This window comes from Antrihabitans auranticaus (genome assembly GCF_016481275.1).
Taxonomy (GTDB): domain Bacteria; phylum Actinomycetota; class Actinomycetes; order Mycobacteriales; family Mycobacteriaceae; genus Antrihabitans.
Genome location: NZ_JAEMNW010000001.1, coordinates 1,508,941 through 1,533,917, shown reverse-complemented (window position 1 = coordinate 1,533,917; position 24,977 = coordinate 1,508,941). Strand labels below are relative to the sequence as shown.

Sequence of the window (24,977 nt, the reverse complement as noted above, 5' to 3'; positions counted from 1 at the left end):
TGATCGTGACAGGCGCAATCGTGGTCGTCGCCTACTTCATCGTGTTCGATCCCGCCAAAAGGACTCAGAGTTACTGCGCCCTCATGCCCGACGCTGTCGGTCTCTATACCGGGAACCAGGTCACTATGCTCGGCGTGGCGGTCGGCACCGTGACCGATATCGAACCGCAGGGCGAGGCAGTGCGCGTCGACTTCGATGTAGATGCGGACCATCCGTTGCGCGGAAACATATCTGCGACCACGGTGTCGGATACGATTGTGGCCAACCGCAACCTGGCCGTAATCGGTGATGGCAACGCGAGTGTGGACTGGGACCCGAACACGTGCATCACACATACGCTGACGCCGAAGAGTATGACTCGAACATTGAACGCGCTCGGCGAACTTGCTGACGAACTCAACGGATCCGATGATCCTGCGGAAAAGGCCCGGATCGCCAACGGTATCACCGCATTCGACAATGCAACCGCCGGCACCGGGCCACAGATCAACGACCTGATCCACAAGCTGGGTAGGGCACTGAACTCACCCGATGCCGCGATCGGGCACATCGGGGCGCTAGTCGACGCGCTCAGCTCCCTGTCGGCGAGCGTTTCCACCGGTTGGGGCGACATCAAGGACATGCTTACTCGATTTGCCGTGGTCCTCGAACAGGTGAACTCAGAAGTACTGGCTCCGGTGGTGCCCATCGTTGATGACCTTCGCGCCATCATCCCGTGGCTCAACGACATCACCACCAAGTTCGGCGGCCCTATCCTGCAGGTCCTCGATGCCTCGGTTCCACTGCTTCATTTCATCGGCGCCAATGTCGGCACCATTGAGGAAATCATCCGGATGATTCCGCCGGTTGCCGGAGCCTTCCAACGTTCGACCGACCCTCACAGCGGCAAGCCCGCTCTGACGTATGCACCACCGAGCGTTGCTATTTCGCAGTCGAACGCGAACCAGGTGTGTTCAGCGATGAACATGATCGCACCCGGTCGGTGCACGTCATCGGCGGACGGGCTCGCGGACGTACAGCTAGTTCCGTTGGTACTCGCCATAGCCGGTGCGCGATGACCGCGGGGCCCCGAGTTCGCGTTTCGCGGAGGCTCGCGACAGTGGTCGCATTACTTTTGGCAGCAGCCGTGACTCTGAACGGTTGCGCGTTCGACCCGTCCTCGGTGCCATTGCCCGGAACTACAGTGTCTGGAGAGACTTACCGCGTCCGAATTGAGTTCGAAAATGCACTGAATCTGCCGGCGCGCGCCAAAGTAGCGTCCAATGGTATCCGGGTCGGCACCTTACGCGCTGTGACGCTCGTGGATCCGACCGAAGCACACGACGGGTATGTCGTCGCTGATGTCGACATCGCGAAATCGGTCAAGCTCCCATCCGCAACAACCGCGGAGCTCCGCCAAGCTACAGTCCTCGGCGATATCTATATCGCCCTCATCACGCCGTCGAACGGCTTCGATGATCCGATTCCAGATGGCGGAACCATCACACGGAAGCAAACGAAACCTGCACTGCAGATCGAAGACACGATGGCCGGCATTGCAACCTTCGTCCAAGGCGGAGCAATTCACGAAATGCAGGACATCATCACCCGGATGAACTCTGTGCTGCCTGCGGATCCGAAGGAAACGGCCAGGATATTCCAAGTTGTCGGTGCAGACGTTGAGGACGTATCCGTACACCTTGACCAGGCAGACGCGTTTCTCGACGGAATGCAGGCCACCACCGGTGTCGTTATGGAAGATTCGACTATACTCGCCGAACTACTCACTGAAGCGGGCGTCACTCAAGCGACGGACGCAATGACGTCGCTCATCGGGTTATTAGGCCTCTACGACGGATTCGCAGCGATCACCCGTTCTTTGGCGTGGGTGTCACCACTCGCGGCAGCCGGAAACGCGGCAGCCAAGGCATTCATGCCACTTGCCTTCACAGCGCGACCTTTGGATCTTCAGGCACCGTCGAATTTGAACAAGTTGGTTGCGTTGATTCGCGAAAAAGTCATTCCTTTCGCCGATCACGGACCGAAGGTGAACATCGTCGGTGTTCACATCGAGGGTTCACCTGCCGTTGCGGGACTGTCCAACGAAGGCCAAGTCGATCGAATTATCGACACTCTCAGGATGATCGGGGCAGTCCGATGAAGTTGAGCTCACTGGTGTCACTCTCTGCGATCGTGTGTGTGTTGGTGTTCGGCATCGGCTACCTGACATTCGGTGTCATACGCGTGGATTGGTTCAAGGACTACACGACCGCGACCATGCTGCTGACGAACTCGGGAAGCCTCGCTCCGCGTTCCCCAGTGCTTCTTAGAGGTGTCAAGGTAGGCGAGATCACCTCGGTTGACAACGTCGCAGAGGGAGTCGAGGTGAAATTCCGAGTCGACGACAAATTTCGGATCCCCACGGCGAGCACGGTCATGATCGAGAATCTCTCCGCGCTCGGCGAACCATATGTCCAATTCACTCCCACTCGGGACGGCGGACCCTATCTCGAAAGCGGCCAGCGAATCGACACCGGGACAATCCAGATGCCGCTATCGATCCCAGAGGTCGCCCGAACAGTGACCAATCTGCTTAACCAACTCGATCCAAAGGCGCTCAGTAACATCGTCAACACGCTCGATCAGGGCTTGGCCGGGACCGAATCGGTGATTCCGCAGCTCGCAAAGTCGACCAGCCTGTTGGCCGCCACCATCCTGAGTCGAAGCCCACAAATTCGCAGCACGATGACCGATCTACAGGCGATCGGCGCGGATATGGAATGGGCCGGCCCCTCGATGGCCGCGGCCGGCCCAGAATGGGGCAATTCCGGAACCCAGGCAGACCTCATCGCTGAGGCGATCGGGAAACTAGCGAGGATCGGGAAAGTTCCCGACGACTATGTACTAGGCAATGGGTTGGTGCCGTTCTTGAACAACGTGTCGGCCTACCTGATCGAGGTCGGTCCGGACTTGCAGAGACTTGTGCCGATCATCCAACCGCTCGCCGCCGCATCAGAGGCGTCCATCCCGCAAATCGACATCAGCGCGCTAATTTCACAAGCGCTGAACGCTACCGGTGACGACGGCGCTCTTCATCTGCAAATAAATATCAAATGATCTCCACCGCAACAAGATCGGAACGCCGATGATACCCCAAGCAGCAAACAGAACAGAGAAGCGGATAGCAGAGGACGGCGACCCGAAGACCTCCGGTGCAGCTCCAAAATTAGCTACTACCATCCATGTCCGCGAGCGGGCGACCATCTCGATCCGAACGTCGACCATGGTCTACGGTGCGGTCATCGTTGTGTTGGTTGCCGCAGTGTCGGCTTTCGGCGGGCTTTGGCTCTCGGCCAAAAGCGATCTGAGCGACAGGGACGCGAGGGCCGCCGCCGATCAGCGGGCCGAACAGGTGGCAACTGACTACGCAGTCGGCGCATCGAACATCAACTTCCAGGACGTCGATGCGTGGCTTGGGAAACTGAAGGCCAATACTTCGCCGCAACTCGGTAACAAGTTCGACGCGACAGCACCGCAGTTACAGGAAATCCTCGTCCCGCTCAAGTGGACTTCGACAGCCGCCCCCATAGACGCCGTGGTCGAGTCCGAGGCCGACGGAATCTACAAGGTAAACGTCTTCCTCAACGTTACGTCGACGAGCGCGCAGACTCCCGCGGGTGCGCAAACCACGGTCACCTACAACATCACCATCGACACAAACTCGGATTGGCTGATCACCGACGTCGGCGGCATGGACGGTGCTTTACCCGCGAAGTGACCTCGAATTGGGCGAAGCCCGCCCCAGGCCGAATCAACGCCCTCACTCCAGATGATCCCGTCAGGCGCTGACTGACCATGTCGGTGGCCCTCAGGGAAGGATCAATACCGTGTCGATAGCTATCAGTTCGGATCACCTCGCACTTGCCGAGTCGGTGCGATCGCTCACCAAGCGGACCGTCACTTCCGCGGACCTACACGAAGCCCTTGATGCAAAGGTGAAGATCCCGCCCGCCTACTGGCGCGCAGCTGCCGACATTGGGCTATTCGGGCTCCATCTTCCCGAGCAGTTCGGCGGTCAGGGGTTCGGATACTCCGAATTGGTGGTGGTCATCGAAGAATTCGGGCGATCCTCCGCACCTGGTCCGTTCGTGCCGACGGTGTTGGCGGCCGCCATCGTCGAGCTGAGCAGCAACACGGACGCGAAGGACGAGCTTTTGCCGTCCCTCTCCGATGGGTCACAATGCGGCGCGGCGTCGCTGCGTTCCAACGTGGTCGGGTGGATCGAAAACGACCTGCTCTACGTCGAAGGCACTGCCAGTTCAGTAGTCGGCGCCTCGGCCGCTGACGTTGTGGTGCTGCCGGTTTCGCTCAGAGCAGGCGAATTGCTCCCGACGTGGATTGCACTGGATGCCTCCGACCTAACCGTTCGTGACGTGGAGAGCGTCGACCTTTTGCGTCCCATCGCAAACATAGAGATCTCTGCGCAGGTTGTTCCTGCTAACAGGGTGCTCGGTGTCCTGGACGTGGCGAGGGTACGCAGCATCGCCGCCGTTCTCTATTCGGCCGAGGCGGTCGGGGTCGCATCGGCGTGCACGCACATCGCATCGGAGTATGCGAGGGTGCGCCACCAGTTCGGTCGGCCCATCGGCCAGTTCCAGGCTGTGAAGCACAAGTGCGCAGCGATGTTGGTCGACGCGGAGCGAGCAGCCGCTGCCGTCTGGGACGCAGCCCGCGCGCTCGACGATGCCACCTCGAGCCATGTTGACTTTTCAGCCGCAATCGCAGCCGTGCTCGCACCGCGTGCGGCCCTCACAACCACCCAGAACACTATCCAGGTGCTCGGTGGTATCGGGTTCACCTGGGAACACGATGCCCACATCTATTACCGGCGTGCCATCGGAATCGCCGCCGCACTCGGGCGGAGCGCGGACTGGAGTCGCACGGTCACGGAGCGCGTGATCGAGTCGGGTTTGCCCTCGATCGAGGTGACCCTGTCGGACGATGCCGAGCGCCGGCGGGGCGAGATCCGTTGCGCGGTAGCACAACTGGCGGCCGTCCCGGCCGACGAGCGGACCGAGCGGATCGCCGCCGGGGGTTGGGTTCTGCCGCACCTGCCGGTCCCATGGGGTCGTGATGCCAACGCAGTCGACCAGGTGATCATTCAGCAGGAGTTCAAGGCAGCCAAGATCGTGCGACCCGAGATTGCGTTGGCGAACTGGATGGTGCCCTCGCTGATCGCGTACGGCACATCCGAACAGCAGCAGCGCTTCTTGCCCCAGACCCTGCGCGGTGAAGTGTTCTGGTGTCAGTTGTTCAGTGAGCCGGGCGCGGGGTCGGATCTTGCATCCTTGACGACCAAAGCCACCAAGGTGATCGGCGGTTGGCGGTTGACCGGTACTAAAGTGTGGAATTCGTTGGCCCAGTTCGCTGATCGGGGTTTCTGCTTGGCGCGAACCGATCCAACGGCTCCGAAGCACGAAGGAATCACCTATTTCCTGATCGATATGAAAGCTGCTGGCGTCACCGTGAAACCGCTGCGGGAGCTGACGGGATCTGCGCTGTTCAACGAGGTGTTCCTCGAGGACGTTTTCGTTTCCGATGAGGATGTCGTCGGCGAGGTGAATAAGGGGTGGGAGGTCACCCGCAACACGCTTTCGAACGAGCGAGTGTCACTGTCGAATAAAGATCTTCCGCTCTACGCAAGTTGCAACGACGTCGTGCGCTACGCGCAGAAAACCGAACTCGACGCCATTGCTCAAGATCGCATCGGACGCCTCGTTGCCGAGGGCTACACAGTTCGTCTACTCAACTTGCGTTCCACAATGCTGCAGATCGACGGTACCGATCCCGGCGCATCGTCGAGTGTGGCGAAGCTGCTGAACATGCGCTTCGGCCAGCACGCCGCCGAGGTCGTGCACGCCGAATTCGGGCACGAGGGCGCATCCGCGAACGAATCCCAAACTGCCGGTAAATGGGCCAGCTACCTGCTCGCGAGTCGGGCAACCACAATCTATGGCGGCACGACTGAGATACAGCTGAACATCATCGCCGAGCGTCAGCTACACCTGCCACGAGATCCAGTACCGATCGAACTGTGACTCTGCATTTCGAGTCCTGCGGCTGACTCATCGTGCGCTCCAGGGCTGCGCGGACTTTCGATCCACGACCAGCAGTCGCGATGCGAACGATCGGCGAGATAACCCGGTAGCGACGAAACGGGAAGCGTGCGCTTGGGTGTGTAGCAGGAGCCCTCACCGCAGGAGGCACCGCAAGCTCGCTCGCAACGGCATCACCGATACGGGGAGGCCCGGACTCATTCTTTCGAATATTGCTGCCTAACTTGTGATTTAGCCTCAGTGCCACCACTTCAAGCCGTTCGGCTCGATGCGGCGAGCGAGTCGCAATCATTGGATCGGCAACGGCGAGTCGCGCATCGCCGGAGTCGCGAGACGGCATACGGGCTCTCCACGGCGATCGGGCCGCTCGGCCGGCACGATGACTGTAACGACGTTCGATGCCGGTGGCGAGCTGGGCAGCGGCGCCACCTATTCCCGACAACTATAGGTTAGGATACGATACCGATAGTATCGAATCTGGAATGATGATCGGTCCTCTCCCTTGGGAAGGGAAATCCGAGGTGAACTGGGCGCTTCCGCAATGGTGCGCGTGGGACCGACATTTTGAGTAGTCAGGTAGGGGTCAGTGAAGGCCAACAGAGGCATGAGTTTCGATCGGCTGGGGCACTTCGTTGTGCGCGCAAGATGGTGGGTGATCGGCTTCTGGATCGTCTTGGCGGCGGCGTTGAACATCGCTTTTCCTCAGGTGGAGAGTGTCGTGCGCGAACAGTCGGCTCCTGCTTTCCCTCCTGACTCGCCCACATTCGCAGTTCTGGACAGGATGGCGAAGGCATTCGACGAAGAGGGTTCCCGCACGACGGTCATCGTGGTCCTGGAAGACAAGTCCGGCCTGGATCAAGGTGACGAGCAGGTCCTGAGAAATCTGGTTGCAGCGCTGAAGGCGGACACCGAACACGTCCTCAGAGTGCAGGATTTCCTTGACGAGCCGCAGGGGAAAGCGCTCTTCACCAGCCACGACAACCAGTTGTGGTATCTGCCGGTCGGCATTCAGGGCGACATCGGTACGCCTGACGGCAACGCTTCAGACCTTAGGGTCCGAGATATAGTCGCAGAGACGACCCAAGACTCGAACCTAGAGACGCGGGTGACGGGGCCGCCAGCCACAGGTACCGACATGGTAGTCATCGGTGAATCCAGCATGGCGTTGATCACGGTGGTGACCGGAGTCCTTATCACGCTGATTCTGCTGCTGATCTATCAGTCGCTCGTGACCGCCCTGCTTCCGCTGATGATGATCGGAATAACGCTCGTGGCAGCGAGAGGAGTTGCGGCCGCGTTGGGCCTCGCAGGGTTCGGCGTGTCCGCTTTTACAGTCGCGTTCATGACGGCAGTTCTGGCCGGCGCCGGCACCGATTACGCGGTTTTCCTCATCAGCCGATACCACGAGTTCGTCCGCGGTGGGCTCGCATATGATCGCGCGATAGGCGAAGCTGCGGGCGTAATCGGAAAGGTCATTGCGGCATCAGCGGCCACCGTGGCACTCGCGTGCGCGTCGTTGGCTTTCACGCAGCTAGGGTTCTTCGCCACCGCCGGTCCCGCGTGCGCAATAGGTATCACCCTTGCCTTTCTGGCGTCAGTCACGCTGCTGCCGGCGGTGCTTTCGGTAGCGGCGGGTAAAGGAAAAGCCCTGCCTAAACGCGACCGCACGGCTCGTGCCTGGAAGAGGGTCGGTGTGGCCGTGGTTCGACGGCCGGTGCGTGTCCTTGCGATGAGTCTGGTGCTTCTGCTGGGGCTGGCTGTGTGTGCAACCTTTATAGACGTTAGTTACGACGACCGCAGTGGTCTACCTGACGATCTGCAGAGCAACGAGGGTTACACGATGCTCGATGCGCACTTTCCCAAAGACTTTGTACTACCGCAGTATCTGGTGATCGACAGCGAGTCCAATATGCGGACGCCCGAAGGCCTCGCGGATCTCGAACAGATGGCTGCGCGAGTGGCGCAACTCCCGGGAGTCACAGCTGTTCGCGGAATCACGAGGCCCGACGGCAAGCCGCTGACGGAAAGCTCGGTCGCATATCAGGCAGGTCGCGTCGGGTCCGGCCTGGCCGATGCCGCCAGCGAGATCGATTCGCGCGCAGCAGAATTTACCCCAATGCTCGACAAAGTCGACCAGATGGTTGCAGCCATCACGGATTTGCGCGAAATGTCGGAGCCCGTGTTCGCCGCAGCGGTAGAAGCGAGCGACTTGCTAGACAGAGCAGGGGGTTTCGACGGGCTGGACGCCGGGTTAGCCGAGGTGCAGGGCGCGTCTGATCAGCTCGAGGCAATGAATGGTACGTTCGATGAATTCGCTAATGCCGCAATGCAACTTGCCGATCTTGCTAAGTCTGCCGAGCCGTTGATCAACGTACTTAATACCAGCTCAATGTGCGACGTCGATCCGCCCTGTGTACAACTGCGCTCTCAGCTCGAACTGTTCGTGGGGGTCGGCGACGATTCGCTCGGTGCCCGCGTAGCGCGACTGCGCGACGCGTTGACGACGCTGACTGGAGGGCCGTCGATCGCCGAAACCCTAGGAGAAGCTCGACATACCCTCGCCTCGGTAAAGTCTGCGATCGTTGCCCTCGGTGGAGACCCCAACGATCCTGGGGGACTGGTGAGGACGGCACAAGGAACCATCGGCACAATGGCAGTCGATGCGCAAGCCTTCGGTAGCCGCTTCGAAGAGCTTGGCCCCGCCAAGGATCAGCTGCAGGCTGGTCTCGAGCAGGCGGCCAACTATCTGCTGGAGCTGAAAGATAAAGCCTCCTCGCAAAACATGGCGGGATTCTACATTCCAGCCATCGTCGTCAACAGTATCGACTTTCAAACCGCGGCATCTGTGTTCGTCAGTGCGGACGGGCACGTGGCTCGCTATCTAATTTCGACGGAGTACGGGGCATTCGGCGACGAGGCAATCGAGCTGACCGGAAAGATTCGGCAGACGGCACAAGGCGCAGTGCCCAACACCAGTTTGGAGAACAGTACCGTCGAGGTTGCTGGTGCCACCTCATTGACCGAGGACGTCAAGAAATACCTGAACGACGACTTCCTACATATCATGATCACCACGTTGATCATCGTCGCGTTGGTTTTGATTCTGCTTCTGCGGGCGGTCCTCGCGCCGCTGTATCTGCTGATTTCGGTTGTGTTGTCCTATGTTTCGGCTTTGGGTCTGGGCGTTATCGTCTTTCAGCTCTTGTTGGGTCAGGAACTGTCTTGGATGTTGGCACCCATGGCCTTCATCGTGTTGGTGGCGGTCGGGGCGGACTACAACATGCTGCTCATTTCCCGGCTGCGGGACGAGTCGTCCCGAGGTATTCGCGTCGGCGTCATTAGAACCGTCGCGTCCACTGGCAGCGTCATCACCTCTGCCGGAATCATTTTCGCGGCGAGCATGTTCGGACTCATGGCAGGTCAATTCCAGGGCATGATTCAAATCGGTTTTGTGATCGGAGCCGGACTGCTGTTGGATACCTTTATCGTGCGAACAGTCACCGTTCCGGCCCTCGCCTCGTTGATTGGCCGTGGTAACTGGTGGCCTTCGAAAGTCTAAGGAAACCCGGAACCAGTCGACATTGCCCCAACTGGATTGAGGACCAAACGCATGACACAAGTGGCGTCGTCTCATGCGCGTCCGCTCGATCAAGATGCCGGTAGGTTCGCCGCCGCCGCTCACGTGTTAGAGGTTGGGTACAGCGGGCGTGTGGTCAACATTGGCTTCATTGTTGCGACCGGCTTCGACGCTGATGGGTTTGCGAGATCCTCGCCATCGACATCACCAGCATCGAGGACTTTGCCGGAAAGTAGAATTCCGCGGCTCACCGGGGCGTTGCAATGTCAAATCGACGGTCAACCCATATGTTTGCCCGCGGTCGGTGCGCCCGGCACGAGATGGTAGCCCGATGCGGCACCCTTTCAGGGTGACTCTGACGTCGATCACCCCGAAGCGGCCTGACCGTTGGGTGCGGCCGTGCTGCATCCGGTAACGATCGAACCGAACCGAAATCGTTTGATGTGCAATGTAATCGGAAGGCCGACGCGCTCGCGACAAGCTTACCGAGTGTCGCCGCGCATCGGGACCACGCGCGTGGACCTGCTCGCATTCACATTCTTAGGTAGATCTTGGTTCAACAACCGCACAACGGTCGAACTAGGCACCGTCGCCGTACCGACGTAGTCGGCATCCTTGCCGACCGGACGGCCATCGTCCGCCTCGATGCCGTCGCACGTTCCGGGCACCGATATTGCCACCAACCTGATAAAGCGCCCGTCGCGTTTGATCCAGTCTGGCTCGTACGATCGCGTACGTTGCGCGAGGCGGACGAAACGCTGTGTTTGTTTGCGGCGTTGGCGATTGCCGACGATGGCGCCGCGCGCCGCTCGAATTCAATGTGATGATACTCAATATTGCTGCTATTTGAGATGGTCCACGAGAATGCCCTCGGCGCCAACAGTTCGGCTCGCCAACGCTCTAGGAGCGGCTCGGTATCGATGTCGCTCGGATGAGATCCCGGTTTGACGTATCGCAAGAGGACGGGTGTCATACCCTTGAAGAGAGGTCCCCGCAGCGTCGCCACGACTCCGCGGGCCACCCGGATCGGGTTGCGCCCCTCCGAATCCTGGACCACCGAAACCAACGTCGCCGCGGCGATGAGCGGGAAGGCGACGCCGAACATCGCCAACATCGTCACGATCCGCGACCATTCGGGGCCACCGACGGCTTTGTACACGTCGAAAGCAACGGCCTTATGCTCATGCAGAGGCGTGTGTTGGGTATTGCAGGGGTTTCAATCTCCTCCGGGGCATCCATGCTATGTGCTTTTGCCGCATCGCAGCGCCTTCTCGCCCGCAAACGACCACGTACTTGGGGCGAGAATTAGACGATACTTCGTGTAATGCATAGGTTCAAGGTTCTCAACGGTTCACGGCTACCGAGACAGCCTGGAGCGACGTTCTCCTACCCCGATCAAGAAGCCACAGACTGGTTGAAATAGGCGCCTTGTCAAGATTATTCGGTCATCCTGATTCCCGCGTTTGCATGACGCGACTGAGAACGGGGACGGTCGAAGGAACAGTACCTGCAGGTCCATAACTAAGGGACAGGCTATCCGATATTGCTGAACCTGGCCGTGGAGGCTGGGGATGAGGCCACCGGAAATGCGCTTGTCCAGCATTGCCGGCCCCGACGGACTGCAGACCCGCGCGAACGGAAATCGCCAGTTCGGTTTGGATGATCGCGGGTGCGCGACTCGAAACGGCCTCCGTGCCATCGAGGCGACGCTAAGGGTGGCATTGAACAGCCTGTCGGGTCGTATCGCTCCGCCATTGACCGGAGCGGCTCTAGCGACCGTGTGAGCGGGGATCCAACGCGATCATCGAATCGTCACTTCAAACTCTGTGCAATGTCATTCCGCCCGGGCATTCAGTGACTGCGCGGCATCGGCGAGCGCGCTGACCAGGGTCTCCTCGAGGTGTGGTAGGAGTGCGGCGTGTTGGGCGGCGTGAGTGGCGCGTTGCTGTGCGGTGTGGTCGATGGTTGTAGCGGCAACTGCGACGGCCGTCCAGGCTTGTGCAGCTCGGCCCGCCGCGACTGCGGCGGCCTGGAGGGCCGGATCAGGGGAGTGGGTGGTGAGGTCAGTGCATCCCTGGGAGAGCAGGCGGCGGAAGAGTCCGCCGCCGGTGCCTGCTTTTTCGATGAAGGCAGCGAGTGCGCTGAGGGCGTCATGGAGTGTCGGTGTGTCGAAGGTGTCAGACCAGTGACACAGATCTTTGGAGAAGGCGCGGACACCGGCAAGTCCTGTTCCGGCAACCACATTCGGTGACGCGGCGGCGAAAATGCCGGGTCCGCCGTTGCGGAGTGTGTAGGCGGATCGCTGCAAAGCGTCGGCCGCGGTAGTGAGGAGGTCGGGTGCGGAAGTTGGCCAGTCGACGACGTAGGTGGTGTGGCGCGTGGGTATCGGGAAGCCGGTAGAGGAGCGGGCCCGCGCCAACGCGTCGTAAGGGACCGTTTGGACGGCGTCACGGTCGTTGTCGACGACATAGGCGATTCGGGCAGAGGCGTCGTAGCCGATGACGACGATGTCGTGGCGGCTCATCGTGAACCGCACGCGCAGGTAAGGAAGTTCGGCGATATCGGCCCATACCATGACCGGTCGTCCGGAGTCGATTTCGGTGGTGACCCATTTCCACCCGAGGTCGGCGTCGTCAGTCTGGCGTAAATCCGTATGAGCGCCGAGTCGGTCGAGCAGGTCGAGTTCCATATCGGCTCCGCGTCCGACGAGGTACAGCGGGGGTTGCAGGCTGCCGTCCCGGATATAGGCGAAATCGAGTGCCCCTCCGAGAGTGAACACAAGGCCCTCGCTTGGCGGCCTGCCCCAACCGAGCTCGGCCCATTCCATGAGGTCGCGCAACGCGCCCGATCCGCAATGGCCGGCCTTCTGATGTGGGTAGTCGATCAGGACACGGGTCATCGGGAGACTACTTTCAGGCTAGACAATCCGCGAAACGACATTCCGGTTCGCCAAATGGGTTCACTCGCCAGCGTGAGCCGCGGAAAGCGTGAGACGAGGCGTGGGAACAGTTCGATTCCTTCAAGTCGAGCCAGCGGTGCACCGAGGCAGAAGTGGATGCCAGCGCCGAATGACAGTGGGACGGTTCCGGTTCGAGTTATGTCGAGCACGTCGGGATTGGGGAATCGGTCGGGGTCTCGATTCGCGGCGCCGAGAAGGGTGAGCACGACCTGGCCCGGTCGCAGGTCTATACCGGCAAGCCGGGTTGCTTCGAGAACGGTCCGTCCATTGGTTTGTACGGGCGCGTCGTAGCGCAACAGTTCGTCGACTGCGGTGGCGGCCAAATCCGGACGTTGGCGTAAGAGCGCCATCTGATCGGGGTGCGACAGCAGCGCGGCGACGCCGTTTCCGATCAGGTTTGTCGTGGTTTCGAATCCTGCCGCGAACAACAAGATAGCGGTACCGACGCATTCATCGTCGTCGAGAGTGTCGTCACCGCGGGCGGCGGCGAGCCGGCTGAGCAGGTCGTCAGACGGATCAGCCCGTTTTGCTGCGATAAGTTCGGAGAAGTACTGGGCGAGTTGGTCTTCGGCCTCACAGGCTCGGGTTAGGTCGGCAGTGTTTGCGCTTGGTTCGAGTGAGGCGACCAGTGCGCGAACCAGCGGAGCGGCGGCGGAGCGAGCCTCGGCAGGAACTCCGAGGAGGTCGCCGATTACGTTGACAGGCAACGGCAATGCCAATTCGGCGATGATATCGGCGACCGGCTTTTCGGCAATGCCGTCGAGTAGGCGATCGATCTGGAGGACTATTCGGGCTCGGAGGTCCTGGACGTGGTGGGGAGTGAATACGTCAGCAACGAGTCGTCGTAGGCGCTGATGGTCGGGTGGATTGCGAAACAGCATCGTGCGCCGGAAGCGGTGCATGGCTTGGCGTTGTAATTCTTCTGGGATGTCGGTCAGCCCGAACCCGAGAGACTCGTCGACCTTCCCGAGCCTGCGATCCCGCAGAGCGGCGGCGCAGTCGTCGTAACGGCTCAACACCAATACACCAGACTGGGTCAACAACGCCGGATGCGCTTCGCGGAGCCGGCGGAAAGCGTCGTACGGGCCAGCCTGGCCATGATCGGCGAGCAGTGCAGCGAGCAGCAACTCGCGCGGCGGTGCGGTCACCGTCGGGCCTGAATGACTGGGGCCCGACTGGTGAAGTGCGCGGGACCGACCACAATGAACAGCGCGTCGGCAGTGGCAACAACTCGCCCGTTTTGGTCTTCCACTTTCGCCCGGAGTCGCAGCTTGCGCCCGTTTCGCGACAGCATCTGGGCGTGCAAGGTGTACTCGGTCTGGAGTAATACCGGGGCGAGGTAGTCGACTTCCAGTTTGCGTGTCACTGCCAGTTCACCGACCACATACAGCACGAAGCCGAACAAGTCGTCTAAGACCGTCGCCACTGCGCCGCCGTGAGCGATTCCCGGCGCGCCGACATGGCGTCCGTCGAAGACGTGACCTGCGACTACACCGTCCCCATGTCGGTATGCGCGCAGGTGGTGCCCATGCGGATTCGCGGGACCGCACCCGAGGCAGTCCCCGTGGTGGGGCGGAAGCAGAGCCGAATCATGCTCAGTCGTCTGCATCGAACTTAGCCAATCCGACATGCATGGATTCGATGACGTGAGACTGATGTCCTTGGCGTCGTGCATTGCATACCTCACTCTCTGTGGCGACAGCTGCGTTGACTGCGCAACTCCCGAATTTGTTCGCCACGCACACTATTGGATACAAAAAGTCTCATGGTGTCAACAAATTTCCAAAGACTGCCATTTCGACGGAAAAAGTCCGAACGCATACGGTATGTCGGGATGGTGCTTCCCAGCGTTTACATATGGACTATGCGTCGGTAACTGTAAATTTATGAACAAAAGTGCCACCTGATACAGTTCGTTGCGTGGTCGATGAATCTGTTCGGTTGTCGTTTAGGCGGCATTTGCGCAAGGAGGCGATCCGTGCCGCGCACGCGCTGACCCTGGAAAAGGGTTGGGATCGGGTCAGAGTGAGCGAGGTCGCAGCCCTTATCGGAGTGTCGCGTCCGACTTTGTACAAGGAGTTCGGTGACAAGCAAGGACTCGGAGACGCACTCGTTCTGGAGGAGGCCGAGAGATTCTTGGTGGGGATTGGGGCGACGCTCGATGACCACCGCAACGCTCTCGAAGAAGCGATCCCGGCTGCCGTTCGCTACACGCTCGACGAGGCTTCGTCCAGTCCGTTGCTGAAGTCGGTGCTGACCTCCCCAGGTGCCGACAGCCGCCCCGAAGAGACGGGCGTGCTGCCGCTGCTGACCATGTCGGCGTCGATGCTCGAGCTCGCGTCCGCACGGCTAGTGGGTTGGATCGGAAAGCATTTCCCTCAGCTCGATAGCGATGACGTCATCGATGGTGTCGACGCGTTGATCCGGCTGACGATCAGCCATGTTGTGCTGCCCACGTCGGACAGCGCCGAAACGGGACGGCGAATCTCCGAGGTTGCCCTGCGCTACCTAGGTCTCGCGAGTCAGATGACCCTCTCCCCGTAGTGACCGCCTGAGTGGCGTCGATCCCGCATCGCCCACCCGATTTGTGGACCATTTCTGGACCACACGTCACGCGTGCGTATGCACGTCCCGCAGGTCGAGGCGGCATACCTCTCAGTGCATAACGTGCGTCACGTGCAGGAACGCGGTGACAACCGTCCTGGGGGTCAAGTGGTCGCAGGTTCAAATCCCGTCAGCCCGACAAAAGCATGCAGGTCGACGCGCCAAAGGGACAGCGTTCGGGGCGTCGTGCAGAATGGTCCGCTGAAGTTGGGACGCAGTCGCTCGCTCGTGAGTGCAGAATCGTGGGCGCTGCCGCTGCTTCCGAGGTCGCGTTATGTCCGTCATGCGCTGTCACGATTCGCGCTGATGTGCCGGTGACGGCAACAATGCACGGGGAGTGCATTTGCCTGCGTGGCTTTCGAGTGCTGACCGGCGAGGGCGATGCGTACCTCGGTGTGCAGTATTGCTGTCCCAGCGGATGTGGCGAATCCAGCTGCCTGAGTTCGTCAGGACAGTTTAGTGCGGCAGCGTGAGCAGTAGGTGATCGATCTGCTCGCGCACGGTGACAGGAAGCTCTACGTCGGTAATTGCGTGCAGGAGTTGATGAGCGAGTTCGCGCAGCTTGATGTTGGCATCTTGTGATCGCCACACCAGCACGTCGAACGCGCGCTCGGCGTTGATTCCGTAGGCGAGCATGAGGACGCCTTTGGCGCGCTCGATGGTGGCGCGAGATTCGGTGAATTCGTGCACCACTGAGTCCATGACGGCTTGCTCGTCGGCCCGTTGGGAGTCGGTGACGTCGATGTAGAAGCCGCCTGTGCCGACTATCTGTCCCGCGGAGTCGACGGCTCGGTCGCCGACCACGATGACTCGGCGAGTCCGGCCATCAGTGTCGATTATGCGATGCCGACTGCTGAATGGCGCACCGTTGCGTGTGACTTCGTTGAAGAGGGCGGCGACGGTGGACTTGTCGTCGGGGTGTTTGTGGTGCAGCAGCAATTCGGTGGTCGGAGTGACTGTGCCGGGGGAGTAGCCGTGCATCCGGGCGACCGCGTCGGACCATTCCCATCTTCGGTCGTCGAGGTAGAACTTGAAGCTTCCTACGCGCAGCGGTTCGCCGCCGTCGGCGTCGGAATCTCTGGGGTTCACGTCCAGAGTTCTACCGCACTCGTGGCGGCACCTGTCGCGCTTCGGCAGATCGCATCCGTTGAATCGAAGTCGACTGCGGTGTGTGCCGCGCTGGGTTGACGAAGTCGAGGCAGCAGTTCGGGCCTGGTGTTCGACGTCCTTCCGTGCGGAGCGTGTTGGTCGCTCGATTTTCCGCTACCCCATGATTACCCCACGCCAACAAGAAAGGCCCCCTCGAAAGGGGGCCTGACCTGGTCTGACTGTGGTGCGCGATACTGGGATTGAACCAGTGAAATGATCGATGTCGGGTGCCAGGCTCGTTTTGCACCGCCGAATCAACCAGCGGTGGATCGCATCTGAGTGTTCTGCGGGTACGAACTCGGGGTCTTCGGCGAAACGTAACGGTCACGGCCGGCCGATCAGGATCCTCGGTGTTCCAGCGAACCGATCGGTGCAATCGGTGCGGACAATGGCTCGGTGGATGAATTATATTGTGCTGCAACATGGTTGATGCATTCTGCCAGATGAGGACTCTCCATGTCGGGGCCGTGGTGGACGGGCAGCCGCCAAATCTGGGCGGTAAGATACCGGAAACCCTTGCGGGTAAGTCGAATTGGCTTCGGAATCGTTCTGATGTCACAACGTCGTATAGCGAACCACTGTAGCCGAGCCGAGCCGCAGTTGCAGTTGCAGTTGCAGTTGAGAGCCAGCATATTCTGACGAAACGCGATGCAGTTCAAACGCTCGAAGTCGGGTAGTCGATGACGGAGTTGCCGGGAGATCTTGCGGCGCTCGGCGGCGTCGCGCCGATGCCTGGTCCTAGCGGTATAGAGCCGATCCGGTAGGTGTGGTTGGTCGGGCCGTCAGTTAGAGCGGATTCCCACGCGCGACTGGACCTGATCGCGTACCTGCGTGTAGACGTCGACACCGACAGACGGAGCGACCCATAGCGAGACAACGGCGGCATAGTCGATGGTCGATCCGTCGAGGCCACCAGCTTGTTCGAGACACTTGACCTTGACAGTGATGGACGATCCCCGGCCGGACCCGAAGGCGCTGCGGGTTTCCCACGACAGGTGCTGGACGGTGGCAGCTCCGGCCTTGGCTGTATCGATCGGTAAGCCGACGGGCGTTTTGAGAGCAGGTATGGCCCCGGCGGGTTTCGTGAACGAAAGGGCGGCACGCCGGTATTGGCGATGTCGCCAATTGATAGGGGACAGCCACGCCAGCGAAGCGTCGATCCGCTTGGTTTCCAGCACGCTGAGGCCGTCGGGTAGCGGAACGGTCAGCTCCTGCTCTTGGCCTGCGCCTAGCTGTCCCAGAAAGAGCAGCACTGCCTCGTTGGTGGCGCAGCCTTCAGCGAGGTTGCGGACGACGAGTCCGTTTCCGACCATGCGCTCGAGAGGGATGTGGGTATTAGGCGCGGCGAGTTCTCGGAATGAATCGGTCCCGTGGACGAGGAGCGCTTTGATCGCGGCCGCGCGCTGGCGGCGTGTGATGGCGGCGCCGTCAGTAACTTGCTCGACGAGGTCGTAGAGAGCGGCTGCTCGGCGCGTGACGAGAGCAGTCGCCACGCTCGTCCCCACTGTGTAGGTCTCGCGGCCGATCGTGGTGGACGCGACTTTGACACCCGGGCCACGGGCGGGAGCCGTGCCAAAGTTTATGACACTGCTGGGCTGGGCGGCCGGCACGAACATGGCACGACCGCCGGGTGCAGCGAGATCGGGCTTGATGCTTCGACGGTAGCCAGAGCCGATTGATGTCACGGGGCTGACGCTCGTAAGGCCATCGGCAGGGTCTTCCTGATAGGCCGGGGTTCGATGCCGGAGGAGTCAGCGTGCAGGGCGCCGACGGTGATGGCGTTGATCGACTCGGCCGGTGCAATGAGGCGGCGATCGATTTGGTGCCGATCGAGCGCATCGAGCATGGCTCTTCGGCGGTCTTCGCCCAGGAGGGCAACGAAGTCAGTGCTGTTCATCGGGCTGAGGTTCAGGCTCAGGTGGTTCCCGGCCGAGACGACGACAAGGACCCCGTACTCATAGCTCAGCCAGTCAATCATCCGTGCCCACGATGAGACGATGCTGTCGAAGGGCGTGGCGGGGTCGCCAACGGAGAGATTGATGATGGCGATGTCAGCACCAGCGGGAGCGGTGCCAGTCGGGCCTGGTTCGAACAGGTCGCGAAATGCCCCGCGCATCAGGTCCGGGGCAAGGTCCAGCAGGGGCAGCTCTTCGATGCGCTGGAGTGTCTCCGGCGAGGGGACCAGTATGGGGCGAACCATGACCGGCCGGGCGGCGGCGAGGTCGGGTGATTCGCTTCGGTCGCCCCACACCACTGCTGACGTCATCCAAGTTCCGTGTCGGCGCTCGTCGACGTTGTAGCCGGCGGTGAGGTCGTCGGGGTCATAGACATTGACGCGGTCTTCCAAGAGCGGGTGATTAGTGGCCGGGAGTCCGTCGAAAAGGCACACAACCGGCGAGCCGGTCGGCATGGCGGCCGTGGAGCTCGCTTCCTCGGCGGTGTCGGAGCTCGGCTGAGCTATCACCTGGCCGGTGACGCGGAGGTACATGACGTTCGCGGATTTAACTAGCTGAATGGTGTCGAGGTTACCCCGAGCCAGAACCTCGACTACCTCGATGGGAAGGTCGCACTTCAGACCGTGATATCCGATGTCTTCGTTGATGACACGGTTAAGAACGGCGCCCCCGGCCTGGCTGACGAGAGCCGTAACTTGGGCTTCCGCCGCAGTACGGGTTGCGGTCGAGCCACGGAACCACAACTCGATGTCGACGGACCGTTTGCTGCCGGGAAGCTGTCCGGCGAAATGGTCGTCCCAGTTGGTCAGCTTGAGTCGGTCCTGTGGTCCCCATGGTCGTACGTCTTTGAGATGCAGAAACAGGTCGCGCATCTTGGCGTAGCCGTGGCCGAGTTTCTGGTCGGCCTTCCATGCTCGCCAAAGCCCGAGCAGCTCGTGCATTGCCTTCTGATTGAGGCAAACGGCATGGAGGGTGCTGGATATGACCGGCGCTGCTTTGGTGTTGATCATCTCGAACTCGTCGTCAGCCGCGGCGCTGGACTCTGTCTCGGTCAGTAACTCGATGTTGAGTTTCTTGGCCACGCTGGTCAGGTCGAGGCGCTCGTCTCTGGCCTCGAGTACGAGCACGAGTTGAGGGTCTGCGGCCGGGAGTGATTCGGCGAGCTGGATCTGGGTCTGGAAGGCGTCGGACGCCGCGACGAAGCGATCTTCGAGGCGCTGGCGCCTCGCGTCTAGGGACGGAAATCGGACTTTGCCGCCGATGCGCCCTTGAGGCAAGGTGGTGGCCTGCGCTGTGCTGACGGCACCAAGAATTACGGGTCGTGCTGTCGAGGCGGCACTATCACGACTTGCCATCTAGCCGTCGGGGTTGGCGCGCGTAGACCAGTGCTTCAGTACCAATTGCGTCACTTCGGTGGGATGAGGTTCGGGTCCCGACAGGATGGAGCGTCGCTGAAGGTCGAGAACGAAGTCCTCCAGCTCGGCGAAGCTGACGCTACCCAGACGGTCGGCGATGCTGCGAGGACTGAGTCCGAAGTCGACGTTATTGCGGCTAGCCCAGGCGCTTAAGAACTCGATCTTGGCGGCCCGGGTCGGCTGGGGTAGCTCTAGTCGTACCTGCATACGACGCCAAACCGCGCGGTCTAGCAACTCAGCGTGATTGGTGGCGGCGACGACAACTACGTGCGACGGGAGTCGGTCTGCCTGGAGAAGTAGAGAACTCACGACCCGTTTGATCTCGCCGGTTTCGTGGGTGTCGCCTCGCTCTTTGGCGATGGTGTCGAACTCATCGAAGAAGAGCAAGCAGGGACGGATACGGACCGCGGCGAAGAGCGTGTCCAGGCGCGAGGCCGTCTCACCGAGGAAGCTGCCGATCAAGCCTTCGTAGCGGACGGTGAGGAGAGGAACGGCTAGTTCGGATGCAACGGCCTCGGCCAGTGACGTCTTACCGCCGCCGGGCGGACCGCTGAGTAGAACGCGGTGGCGAGGCTCGACGCCGTGACTGCGTAGAAGGTCGCGACGATGGTGTTCCTCGACGAGTTCACTGATTGCAGCTCGTACGGTCGACGGCAGCACGAGGTCGGTGGTGCGTCGCTCGGGCTCCAGCTCGTAGAACAGCGCGGAGGCGGCCTCGTTGCGGGCTAGCGGGGCGACGTTTGATCCTGAGCGGGAGCGCCGGGTGAGGGCGTCGGCGAGCTGGGAGGCCAAAACACCGTGCTTCTTGCCCTCCTCCTCGGCGATGAGAGCCTCGGCGGCGCGACGAAATGCCAGTTCGTCCCCACCCGCTCCAGACTTCACGAGAGCAAGGAGTAGGTCGGCGCGTGCCATCTTTCCTCCTCGTCGGTTGCTTGCGTCATCATCGTTGCAGACTCTGACCGAGTGGGCACTGACCCCACGCCAGGATCAACCTAGTGCGGTTTGGGCGCACCAGCCAGCAGGACTCCAGCTGAGGCTATTCGCTGAAAATCGGATTGTCCGGGTATGCCGCATGCTCGAATCCTGCATATGTCGGACAAGGATCGATTAAACGGATGGATCAACCCAACGCCGACCGTACGTTGTCCCATTGTGACCTAGCGCGATGTGCGTATCGCATGGTCGTTGTGATTGATGCGTGCCCGAGCAGCCGCGAGACCTCTTCAATCGGCACACCAGCCTCCAGAAGTCGGCTCGCGTACGTATGCCGCAAGTCGTGCAACCGGACATGCCCGATCTGGTGCCGCTTCTTGCCGACTCCGACATAGGCGATCCGCACGGATGCCTCGAATCGATGTCTGAGGTTACTAGGATCGAACGGCCGGCCCTGTGTATGCGCCAGAACAAGACCTGAGTGGACACGGGCGTTCCTCGGGTACTCGACAGGCGGCGCCGCCGGCCGGCCAACGCCACCTTTGTTGAGCCTGGCGTTCAGTAAGCCTGCCAAGGTCTCGCCGACCGGGATCGTTCGGCGCTCGTGGTCCTTGGGCGTCTTCATCAACTGAGCCACGGGGTCGTAGGCCCATTCGACTGTGAGTTCTTTGCGCTTGAGGTCGACGCTTTGCCAGTGCAGGCCCATTGCTTCGCCGAGCCGGATGCCGCTACCGAGCAACAGCTTGACGACAAACGCGTCGAACCCGTCCAGAGACGCTTCGATCGCCGACACCTCGTCGGCGTCGAGGAACCGTTCGGGCATAGGGCCAGCCTTCGGGAGCTTTATTCCGCTGCACGGGTTTGTCGGGATCAGCTTCGCTTGCAGTGCGGCCTTCATCGAAGAGCTCAGAAGGTAGTAGCACTTGGCCACTGTCGAGGGAGCCATGCCGCTGTCCGCTAGGGCGGCGACCCAGCGCTGGACATCGTCCCCGGTGATTGACCGCAGTGGCTCGTTCTTCCAGCGGGGTCGCACGTGGTCACGTAGCCGGCCCTTGTCCGAGCGCTCCGTGCTTGCCACAACAAGGCGCATACCCTCCCATCGTGGTTCCCACTCGCCCCACGTCACGGTCCTGGCCTCGCGGGGAGTGGGGGACCCGCGCTCGTTGACCTCCTTCGCGCCAGCTTGGCGCACAGCTTCGTCTTTTCGTCCGAAGGTGCCGGCACTGCGCTTTGCGCCGTCGGCGTCGCGATACATCCCGCGGTACTTACCGGACGGCAACTTCTCGGCCCACGCCATCGCTTCCCCCTCCCGTGGTGCCCAAAGGGCGTCGGGTAAGCTAACCAGCCGAGCCCCTATAGCTCAGTTGGTAGAGCTACTGACTTTTAATCAGCAGGTCGCAGGTTCGAGTCCTGCTGGGGGCACTCATCTTTGGGGCTACGTGCCCCACATTTGCCCCACGATTCTAACGTTCCCACTGGTAGATGCGCCAGAACCCTCGGATTAAAAGTCCGTAGCTCTACCAACTGAGCTAAAGGGGCGCGGTCGGCAAGTCTAATGTGCCGAAATCGAGAGCAGAACACCACCCACTTTTGCCGTGTTGGCGTGTCGTTTCGTCCGGCCTGCGGCCTGCCCCCAGAAATAGGGTCTCACTGGCCTTCCGGCGCAGGGTCCGTGCCGCTATTGTTCGTGCCGACACGCGAGCAGCGCCCAGAAAGCAGGAGTCCCGATACAAAGTTTCGCTCGGGTGCGCACCCCCTGCAGCGCACCCGAGCGATCAGAACTATACCACCCGGTGTGTTTTCTGTGGTTTCGTGAGAACCGACCAGCTTTCCGGAAACAGAACCTATACCCTTTGAGTGTGTCGGGAAAACACCACAAGATGCGACGGCGGCGCGGTTTTCGGCGACGTTGACGGCATCTGCTTCGGAGACGAGGGCGCATGGCACGGCAGCAAGAGAGGGCCCGCCGTACCCGGGCGGCGATCATTGGATCAGCCGCAATCGAGTTCGGCAAAAGTGGTTACGCGGCTGCGTCGCTGAACCGGATTCTCGAAGGCTCGCACGCCACCAAGGGTGCGATGTACTTCCATTTCGATTCGAAGGAAGACCTTGCGCGCGCGGTCATGGAAACCGCGCTCGAGCGGTATGCGGAGACCACCCAGCGATGGGCTGCCCGAACCGAACTCGACCCCTTCGAGATTCTGCACGGCATGATCGACGAGCTCGCGCTGCGATTCCAGACCGACGTGATCGTTCAGGCCGAGTTCCGGCTGATCATCGAGCCCGACTTCTACCAAGAAGTCCAGACTGGCGGCGGCAAAGTATGGGGGCAGACGGCATTCGCGCTCGCCGAGCGCGCAAAAAGCGAAGGACTCTTCAGAGCGGACGCGGACTGTGTGAAGTTCATGCGCACCCTCTCCGCCATACTCGCCGGCCAGCGGTACATGGCCGACCTCCTATCCGAGCACGCCGACCTCCGCCGGCGGTTCGAGGAGGCCTACGAAGTGGTGCTCGAAGCGATGGCGTCACCCGAGTGGTTGGCAAGCTGGCGCGCCTCCGGCTGGCAGACGCAAGCAAGCCTCGACGACGTCAATTCAGGCCTCTGACTACGCGGTTTGGGAAATCGGGCGAATCTGTCCTAAGCTATCCCAGCTCCCAACGGAACGCCGTTGGGGTACTGGTCTGGAGCAATCCGACGGGCCCCCTTCGTCTAGCGGCCTAGGACGCCGCCCTTTCAAGGCGGTAGCGCGGGTTCGAATCCCGTAGGGGGTACGGTTAGGCCAGTGTTAGACCTGCTACAAAGATAGATGCAAGGCCCTGTGGCGCAGTTGGTTAGCGCGCCGCCCTGTCACGGCGGAGGTCGCGGGTTCGAGTCCCGTCAGGGTCGCAATATTTGCGGGTGACACCGCAGACGCGATTGGCATTGAAGTTCCGGTGCCGTCCGGCCAGGTAGCTCAGTTGGTACGAGCGTCCGCCTGAAAAGCGGAAGGTCGCCGGTTCGATCCCGGCCCTGGCCACCAGAATTTCCGTAGGTCCCCAATTGTTCGATCTTGTTCGGCATCGAAGGCATCAGAATCCGCGAAGTATCCGCCAGTATCCGCCGCGAGTGAACGGCTTGTCGTTGAGCGGAAGGTCGTCGACGATTGGCCTACCAATTACAACTTCCGTCCGGTGTGGCTGGCGTATCGACGGTGGGGCTACCTGATCGAACGGCCGCAACACTTCGGCCTTGCGATCGTCGCGAGACATGCGATCCGAGATACATTGGCCTCGGCCAACGCGGCAATGGCCGCGTCGCCTTCAGAGCCGGTTTCCGAGTGTTGCGTCGATCGTTTGTCCGGTGATGCTTTGCGAGCGTGGGCTCGCGAGGAAACAAGCGATGTCTGCGATGTCTTCGACCGTCGCGAGCGACTGCAGGGCTGTGGTGGCCGCTGCGGAATCGGCGGCGGAGTGCTGCCCTCGGAGCAGGTGGGCGTTCATGTCGGTGTCGACCAGTCCGGGAGCGATAGCGTTGACGGTTATCCCGCGGTCGCCCACGTGGGCTGCGAGGGTTCGGGTGAAAACGTCGATCGCCCCTTTCGTCATGGCGTAGCCGACGATGTCGGGCCGGGCATAGCGGGCGGATCCAGAGGAGATGTTGATGATGCGCCCGCCGTCACGGATCTTGGGCAGGGCGTGCTGTGTGACGAAGAACGGTGCTCGCTGGTTGACTGCGGTGAGCCGGTCGAAGTCTGGTGGAGAGAGTGTCTCGATCGTTCCGGGGGGCGTTGATGCCGGCGTTGTTCACTAGCACGTCCAGTTCTTGGGGCAGCCCGAGTCCTTCTGTGGCACGGTCAAATTGCTGCCACAGACGAGCTGGCCCATCCGAGTCGGCGAGATCGGCGAACACATTGACGGCGTGCCCGGGTGCGTCGCTGAGCTCGCGTGTGAGCGTGCGTGCGGCAACGCTGTCGACGCGGGAGTGCACGATGACGGTTGCGCCGGCCGCGCTGAGTGCTCGCACGATGGCCCCGCCGATTCCGCGACTGCCGCCGGTCACGACGGCGACGTGACCGTCGAGTTCGGTCACCGGTTCGCGGCGGCTTGCAGGCCGAGTGCGACGTCGGTGATGAGGTCTTCTTGTCCGCCGACGAGTCCGCGCTGTCCGACGGCGAGCAGGATGTCTCGAGTGTCGAGTCCGTACTGTTTGACGGCGAGCAGGATGTCTCGAGTGTCGAGTCCGTACTGTTTGACGGCGACTTTGGTTCGGGGCATGGTGGTGGCTTTCTGTTCTCAGGCGGTGAACGAGAC

At 61.2% G+C, this 24,977-nt stretch carries 17 protein-coding genes, 4 tRNA genes and 2 pseudogenes; 12 read left to right on the top strand and 11 right to left on the bottom strand.

Features of this window, described 5'->3' with window-relative positions; translation table 11 throughout:
* Positions 1-5: 5 nt before the first annotated feature.
* The 6 genes from JGU72_RS07130 (at position 6) to JGU72_RS07105 (ending at position 9,654) form a co-directional block, all read left to right on the top strand.
* The gene (locus tag JGU72_RS07130) at positions 6-1,058 is read left to right on the top strand and encodes an MlaD family protein (RefSeq protein WP_307828330.1); all 1,053 of its coding nucleotides are present in this window, start codon (positions 6-8) and stop codon (positions 1,056-1,058) included.
* Complete coding sequence (locus JGU72_RS07125; protein WP_199682961.1) at positions 1,055-2,140, top strand: MlaD family protein; 1,086 nt, start codon at positions 1,055-1,057, stop codon at positions 2,138-2,140. The genes JGU72_RS07130 and JGU72_RS07125 overlap by 4 nt, the downstream gene beginning before the upstream one ends.
* Positions 2,141-2,178: 38 nt before the next feature.
* Positions 2,179-3,096: an MlaD family protein gene (locus tag JGU72_RS07120; RefSeq protein WP_307828329.1), complete on the top strand. Its 918-nt coding sequence runs from the start codon at positions 2,179-2,181 to the stop codon at positions 3,094-3,096.
* Positions 3,097-3,262: 166 nt separating this feature from the next.
* Positions 3,263-3,757, top strand: coding sequence for a hypothetical protein (locus JGU72_RS07115; protein ID WP_199682959.1), 495 nt, complete (start codon positions 3,263-3,265; stop codon positions 3,755-3,757).
* A gap of 109 nt (positions 3,758-3,866) precedes the next feature.
* Positions 3,867-6,077: an acyl-CoA dehydrogenase gene (locus JGU72_RS07110; protein WP_199682958.1), complete on the top strand. Its 2,211-nt coding sequence runs from the start codon at positions 3,867-3,869 to the stop codon at positions 6,075-6,077.
* 604 nt (positions 6,078-6,681) lie between these two features.
* Positions 6,682-9,654 carry an MMPL/RND family transporter gene (locus tag JGU72_RS07105; protein WP_199682957.1) on the top strand — a complete coding sequence of 991 codons (2,973 nt, stop codon included), beginning with the start codon at positions 6,682-6,684 and terminating at the stop codon, positions 9,652-9,654.
* 574 nt (positions 9,655-10,228) lie between these two features.
* Here JGU72_RS07105 and JGU72_RS31400 read toward each other — a convergent pair.
* From JGU72_RS31400 to JGU72_RS07085, 4 genes are all read right to left on the bottom strand, one after another.
* On the bottom strand, positions 10,229-10,861 hold the full coding sequence (locus JGU72_RS31400; protein ID WP_372433090.1) for a metal-dependent hydrolase: 633 nt from the start codon (positions 10,859-10,861) through the stop codon (positions 10,229-10,231).
* A 645-nt stretch (positions 10,862-11,506) separates the two neighbouring features.
* Positions 11,507-12,571, bottom strand: coding sequence for a BtrH N-terminal domain-containing protein (locus tag JGU72_RS07095; RefSeq protein ID WP_199682955.1), 1,065 nt, complete (start codon positions 12,569-12,571; stop codon positions 11,507-11,509).
* Positions 12,568-13,779, bottom strand: a complete 1,212-nt coding sequence (locus tag JGU72_RS07090; protein WP_199682954.1) for a cytochrome P450 — start codon at positions 13,777-13,779, stop codon at positions 12,568-12,570. The genes JGU72_RS07095 and JGU72_RS07090 overlap by 4 nt, the downstream gene beginning before the upstream one ends.
* The gene (locus tag JGU72_RS07085) at positions 13,776-14,306 is read right to left on the bottom strand and encodes a PaaI family thioesterase (RefSeq protein ID WP_199682953.1); all 531 of its coding nucleotides are present in this window, start codon (positions 14,304-14,306) and stop codon (positions 13,776-13,778) included. The genes JGU72_RS07090 and JGU72_RS07085 overlap by 4 nt, the downstream gene beginning before the upstream one ends.
* Positions 14,307-14,551: 245 nt before the next feature.
* On the opposite strand from JGU72_RS07085, the gene JGU72_RS07080 reads away from it, so the two are divergent.
* The gene (locus JGU72_RS07080; protein ID WP_199682952.1) at positions 14,552-15,175 is read left to right on the top strand and encodes a TetR/AcrR family transcriptional regulator; all 624 of its coding nucleotides are present in this window, start codon (positions 14,552-14,554) and stop codon (positions 15,173-15,175) included.
* 516 nt (positions 15,176-15,691) lie between these two features.
* Here the strand turns inward: JGU72_RS07080 and JGU72_RS07075 are convergent.
* The 5 genes from JGU72_RS07075 to JGU72_RS07055 all read right to left on the bottom strand — a co-directional run bounded on the left by JGU72_RS07075 (position 15,692) and on the right by JGU72_RS07055 (position 21,984).
* The gene (locus JGU72_RS07075) at positions 15,692-16,324 is read right to left on the bottom strand and encodes a PAS and ANTAR domain-containing protein (RefSeq protein ID WP_307828327.1); all 633 of its coding nucleotides are present in this window, start codon (positions 16,322-16,324) and stop codon (positions 15,692-15,694) included.
* A gap of 842 nt (positions 16,325-17,166) precedes the next feature.
* A complete protein-coding gene (locus JGU72_RS07070) occupies positions 17,167-18,069 on the bottom strand; it encodes a S8 family serine peptidase (protein WP_199682951.1) in 903 nt (300 codons plus the stop codon).
* The gene (locus JGU72_RS07065; RefSeq protein WP_199682950.1) at positions 18,066-19,421 is read right to left on the bottom strand and encodes a S8 family serine peptidase; all 1,356 of its coding nucleotides are present in this window, start codon (positions 19,419-19,421) and stop codon (positions 18,066-18,068) included. The genes JGU72_RS07070 and JGU72_RS07065 overlap by 4 nt, the downstream gene beginning before the upstream one ends.
* A gap of 273 nt (positions 19,422-19,694) precedes the next feature.
* Positions 19,695-20,666 (bottom strand): AAA family ATPase, encoded by a 972-nt coding sequence (locus JGU72_RS07060; protein WP_199682949.1) that lies wholly within the window; start codon positions 20,664-20,666, stop codon positions 19,695-19,697.
* Between the two features lie 208 nt (positions 20,667-20,874).
* On the bottom strand, positions 20,875-21,984 hold the full coding sequence (locus tag JGU72_RS07055; protein WP_199682948.1) for a tyrosine-type recombinase/integrase: 1,110 nt from the start codon (positions 21,982-21,984) through the stop codon (positions 20,875-20,877).
* Positions 21,985-22,036: 52 nt separating this feature from the next.
* Here JGU72_RS07055 and JGU72_RS07050 point away from each other — a divergent pair.
* The 5 genes from JGU72_RS07050 to JGU72_RS07030 all read left to right on the top strand — a co-directional run bounded on the left by JGU72_RS07050 (position 22,037) and on the right by JGU72_RS07030 (position 23,707).
* Positions 22,037-22,109: transfer RNA gene (locus tag JGU72_RS07050), tRNA-Lys, on the top strand.
* Between the two features lie 518 nt (positions 22,110-22,627).
* On the top strand, positions 22,628-23,293 hold the full coding sequence (locus JGU72_RS07045; protein ID WP_199682947.1) for a TetR/AcrR family transcriptional regulator: 666 nt from the start codon (positions 22,628-22,630) through the stop codon (positions 23,291-23,293).
* 93 nt (positions 23,294-23,386) lie between these two features.
* Positions 23,387-23,459, top strand: a tRNA-Glu gene (locus JGU72_RS07040).
* 41 nt (positions 23,460-23,500) lie between these two features.
* Positions 23,501-23,574: transfer RNA gene (locus tag JGU72_RS07035), tRNA-Asp, on the top strand.
* Positions 23,575-23,630: 56 nt separating this feature from the next.
* A tRNA-Phe gene (locus tag JGU72_RS07030) sits at positions 23,631-23,707 on the top strand.
* A gap of 280 nt (positions 23,708-23,987) precedes the next feature.
* On the opposite strand, the pseudogene JGU72_RS07025 reads toward JGU72_RS07030, so the two are convergent.
* Together JGU72_RS07025 and JGU72_RS07020 are read right to left on the bottom strand one after the other, a co-directional pair.
* Positions 23,988-24,675: pseudogene (locus tag JGU72_RS07025) on the bottom strand (SDR family NAD(P)-dependent oxidoreductase); the annotation flags it as partial.
* Positions 24,676-24,752: 77 nt separating this feature from the next.
* Positions 24,753-24,881: pseudogene (locus tag JGU72_RS07020) on the bottom strand (4-hydroxy-2-oxovalerate aldolase); the annotation flags it as partial.
* Between the last annotated feature and the right edge of the window lie 96 nt (positions 24,882-24,977).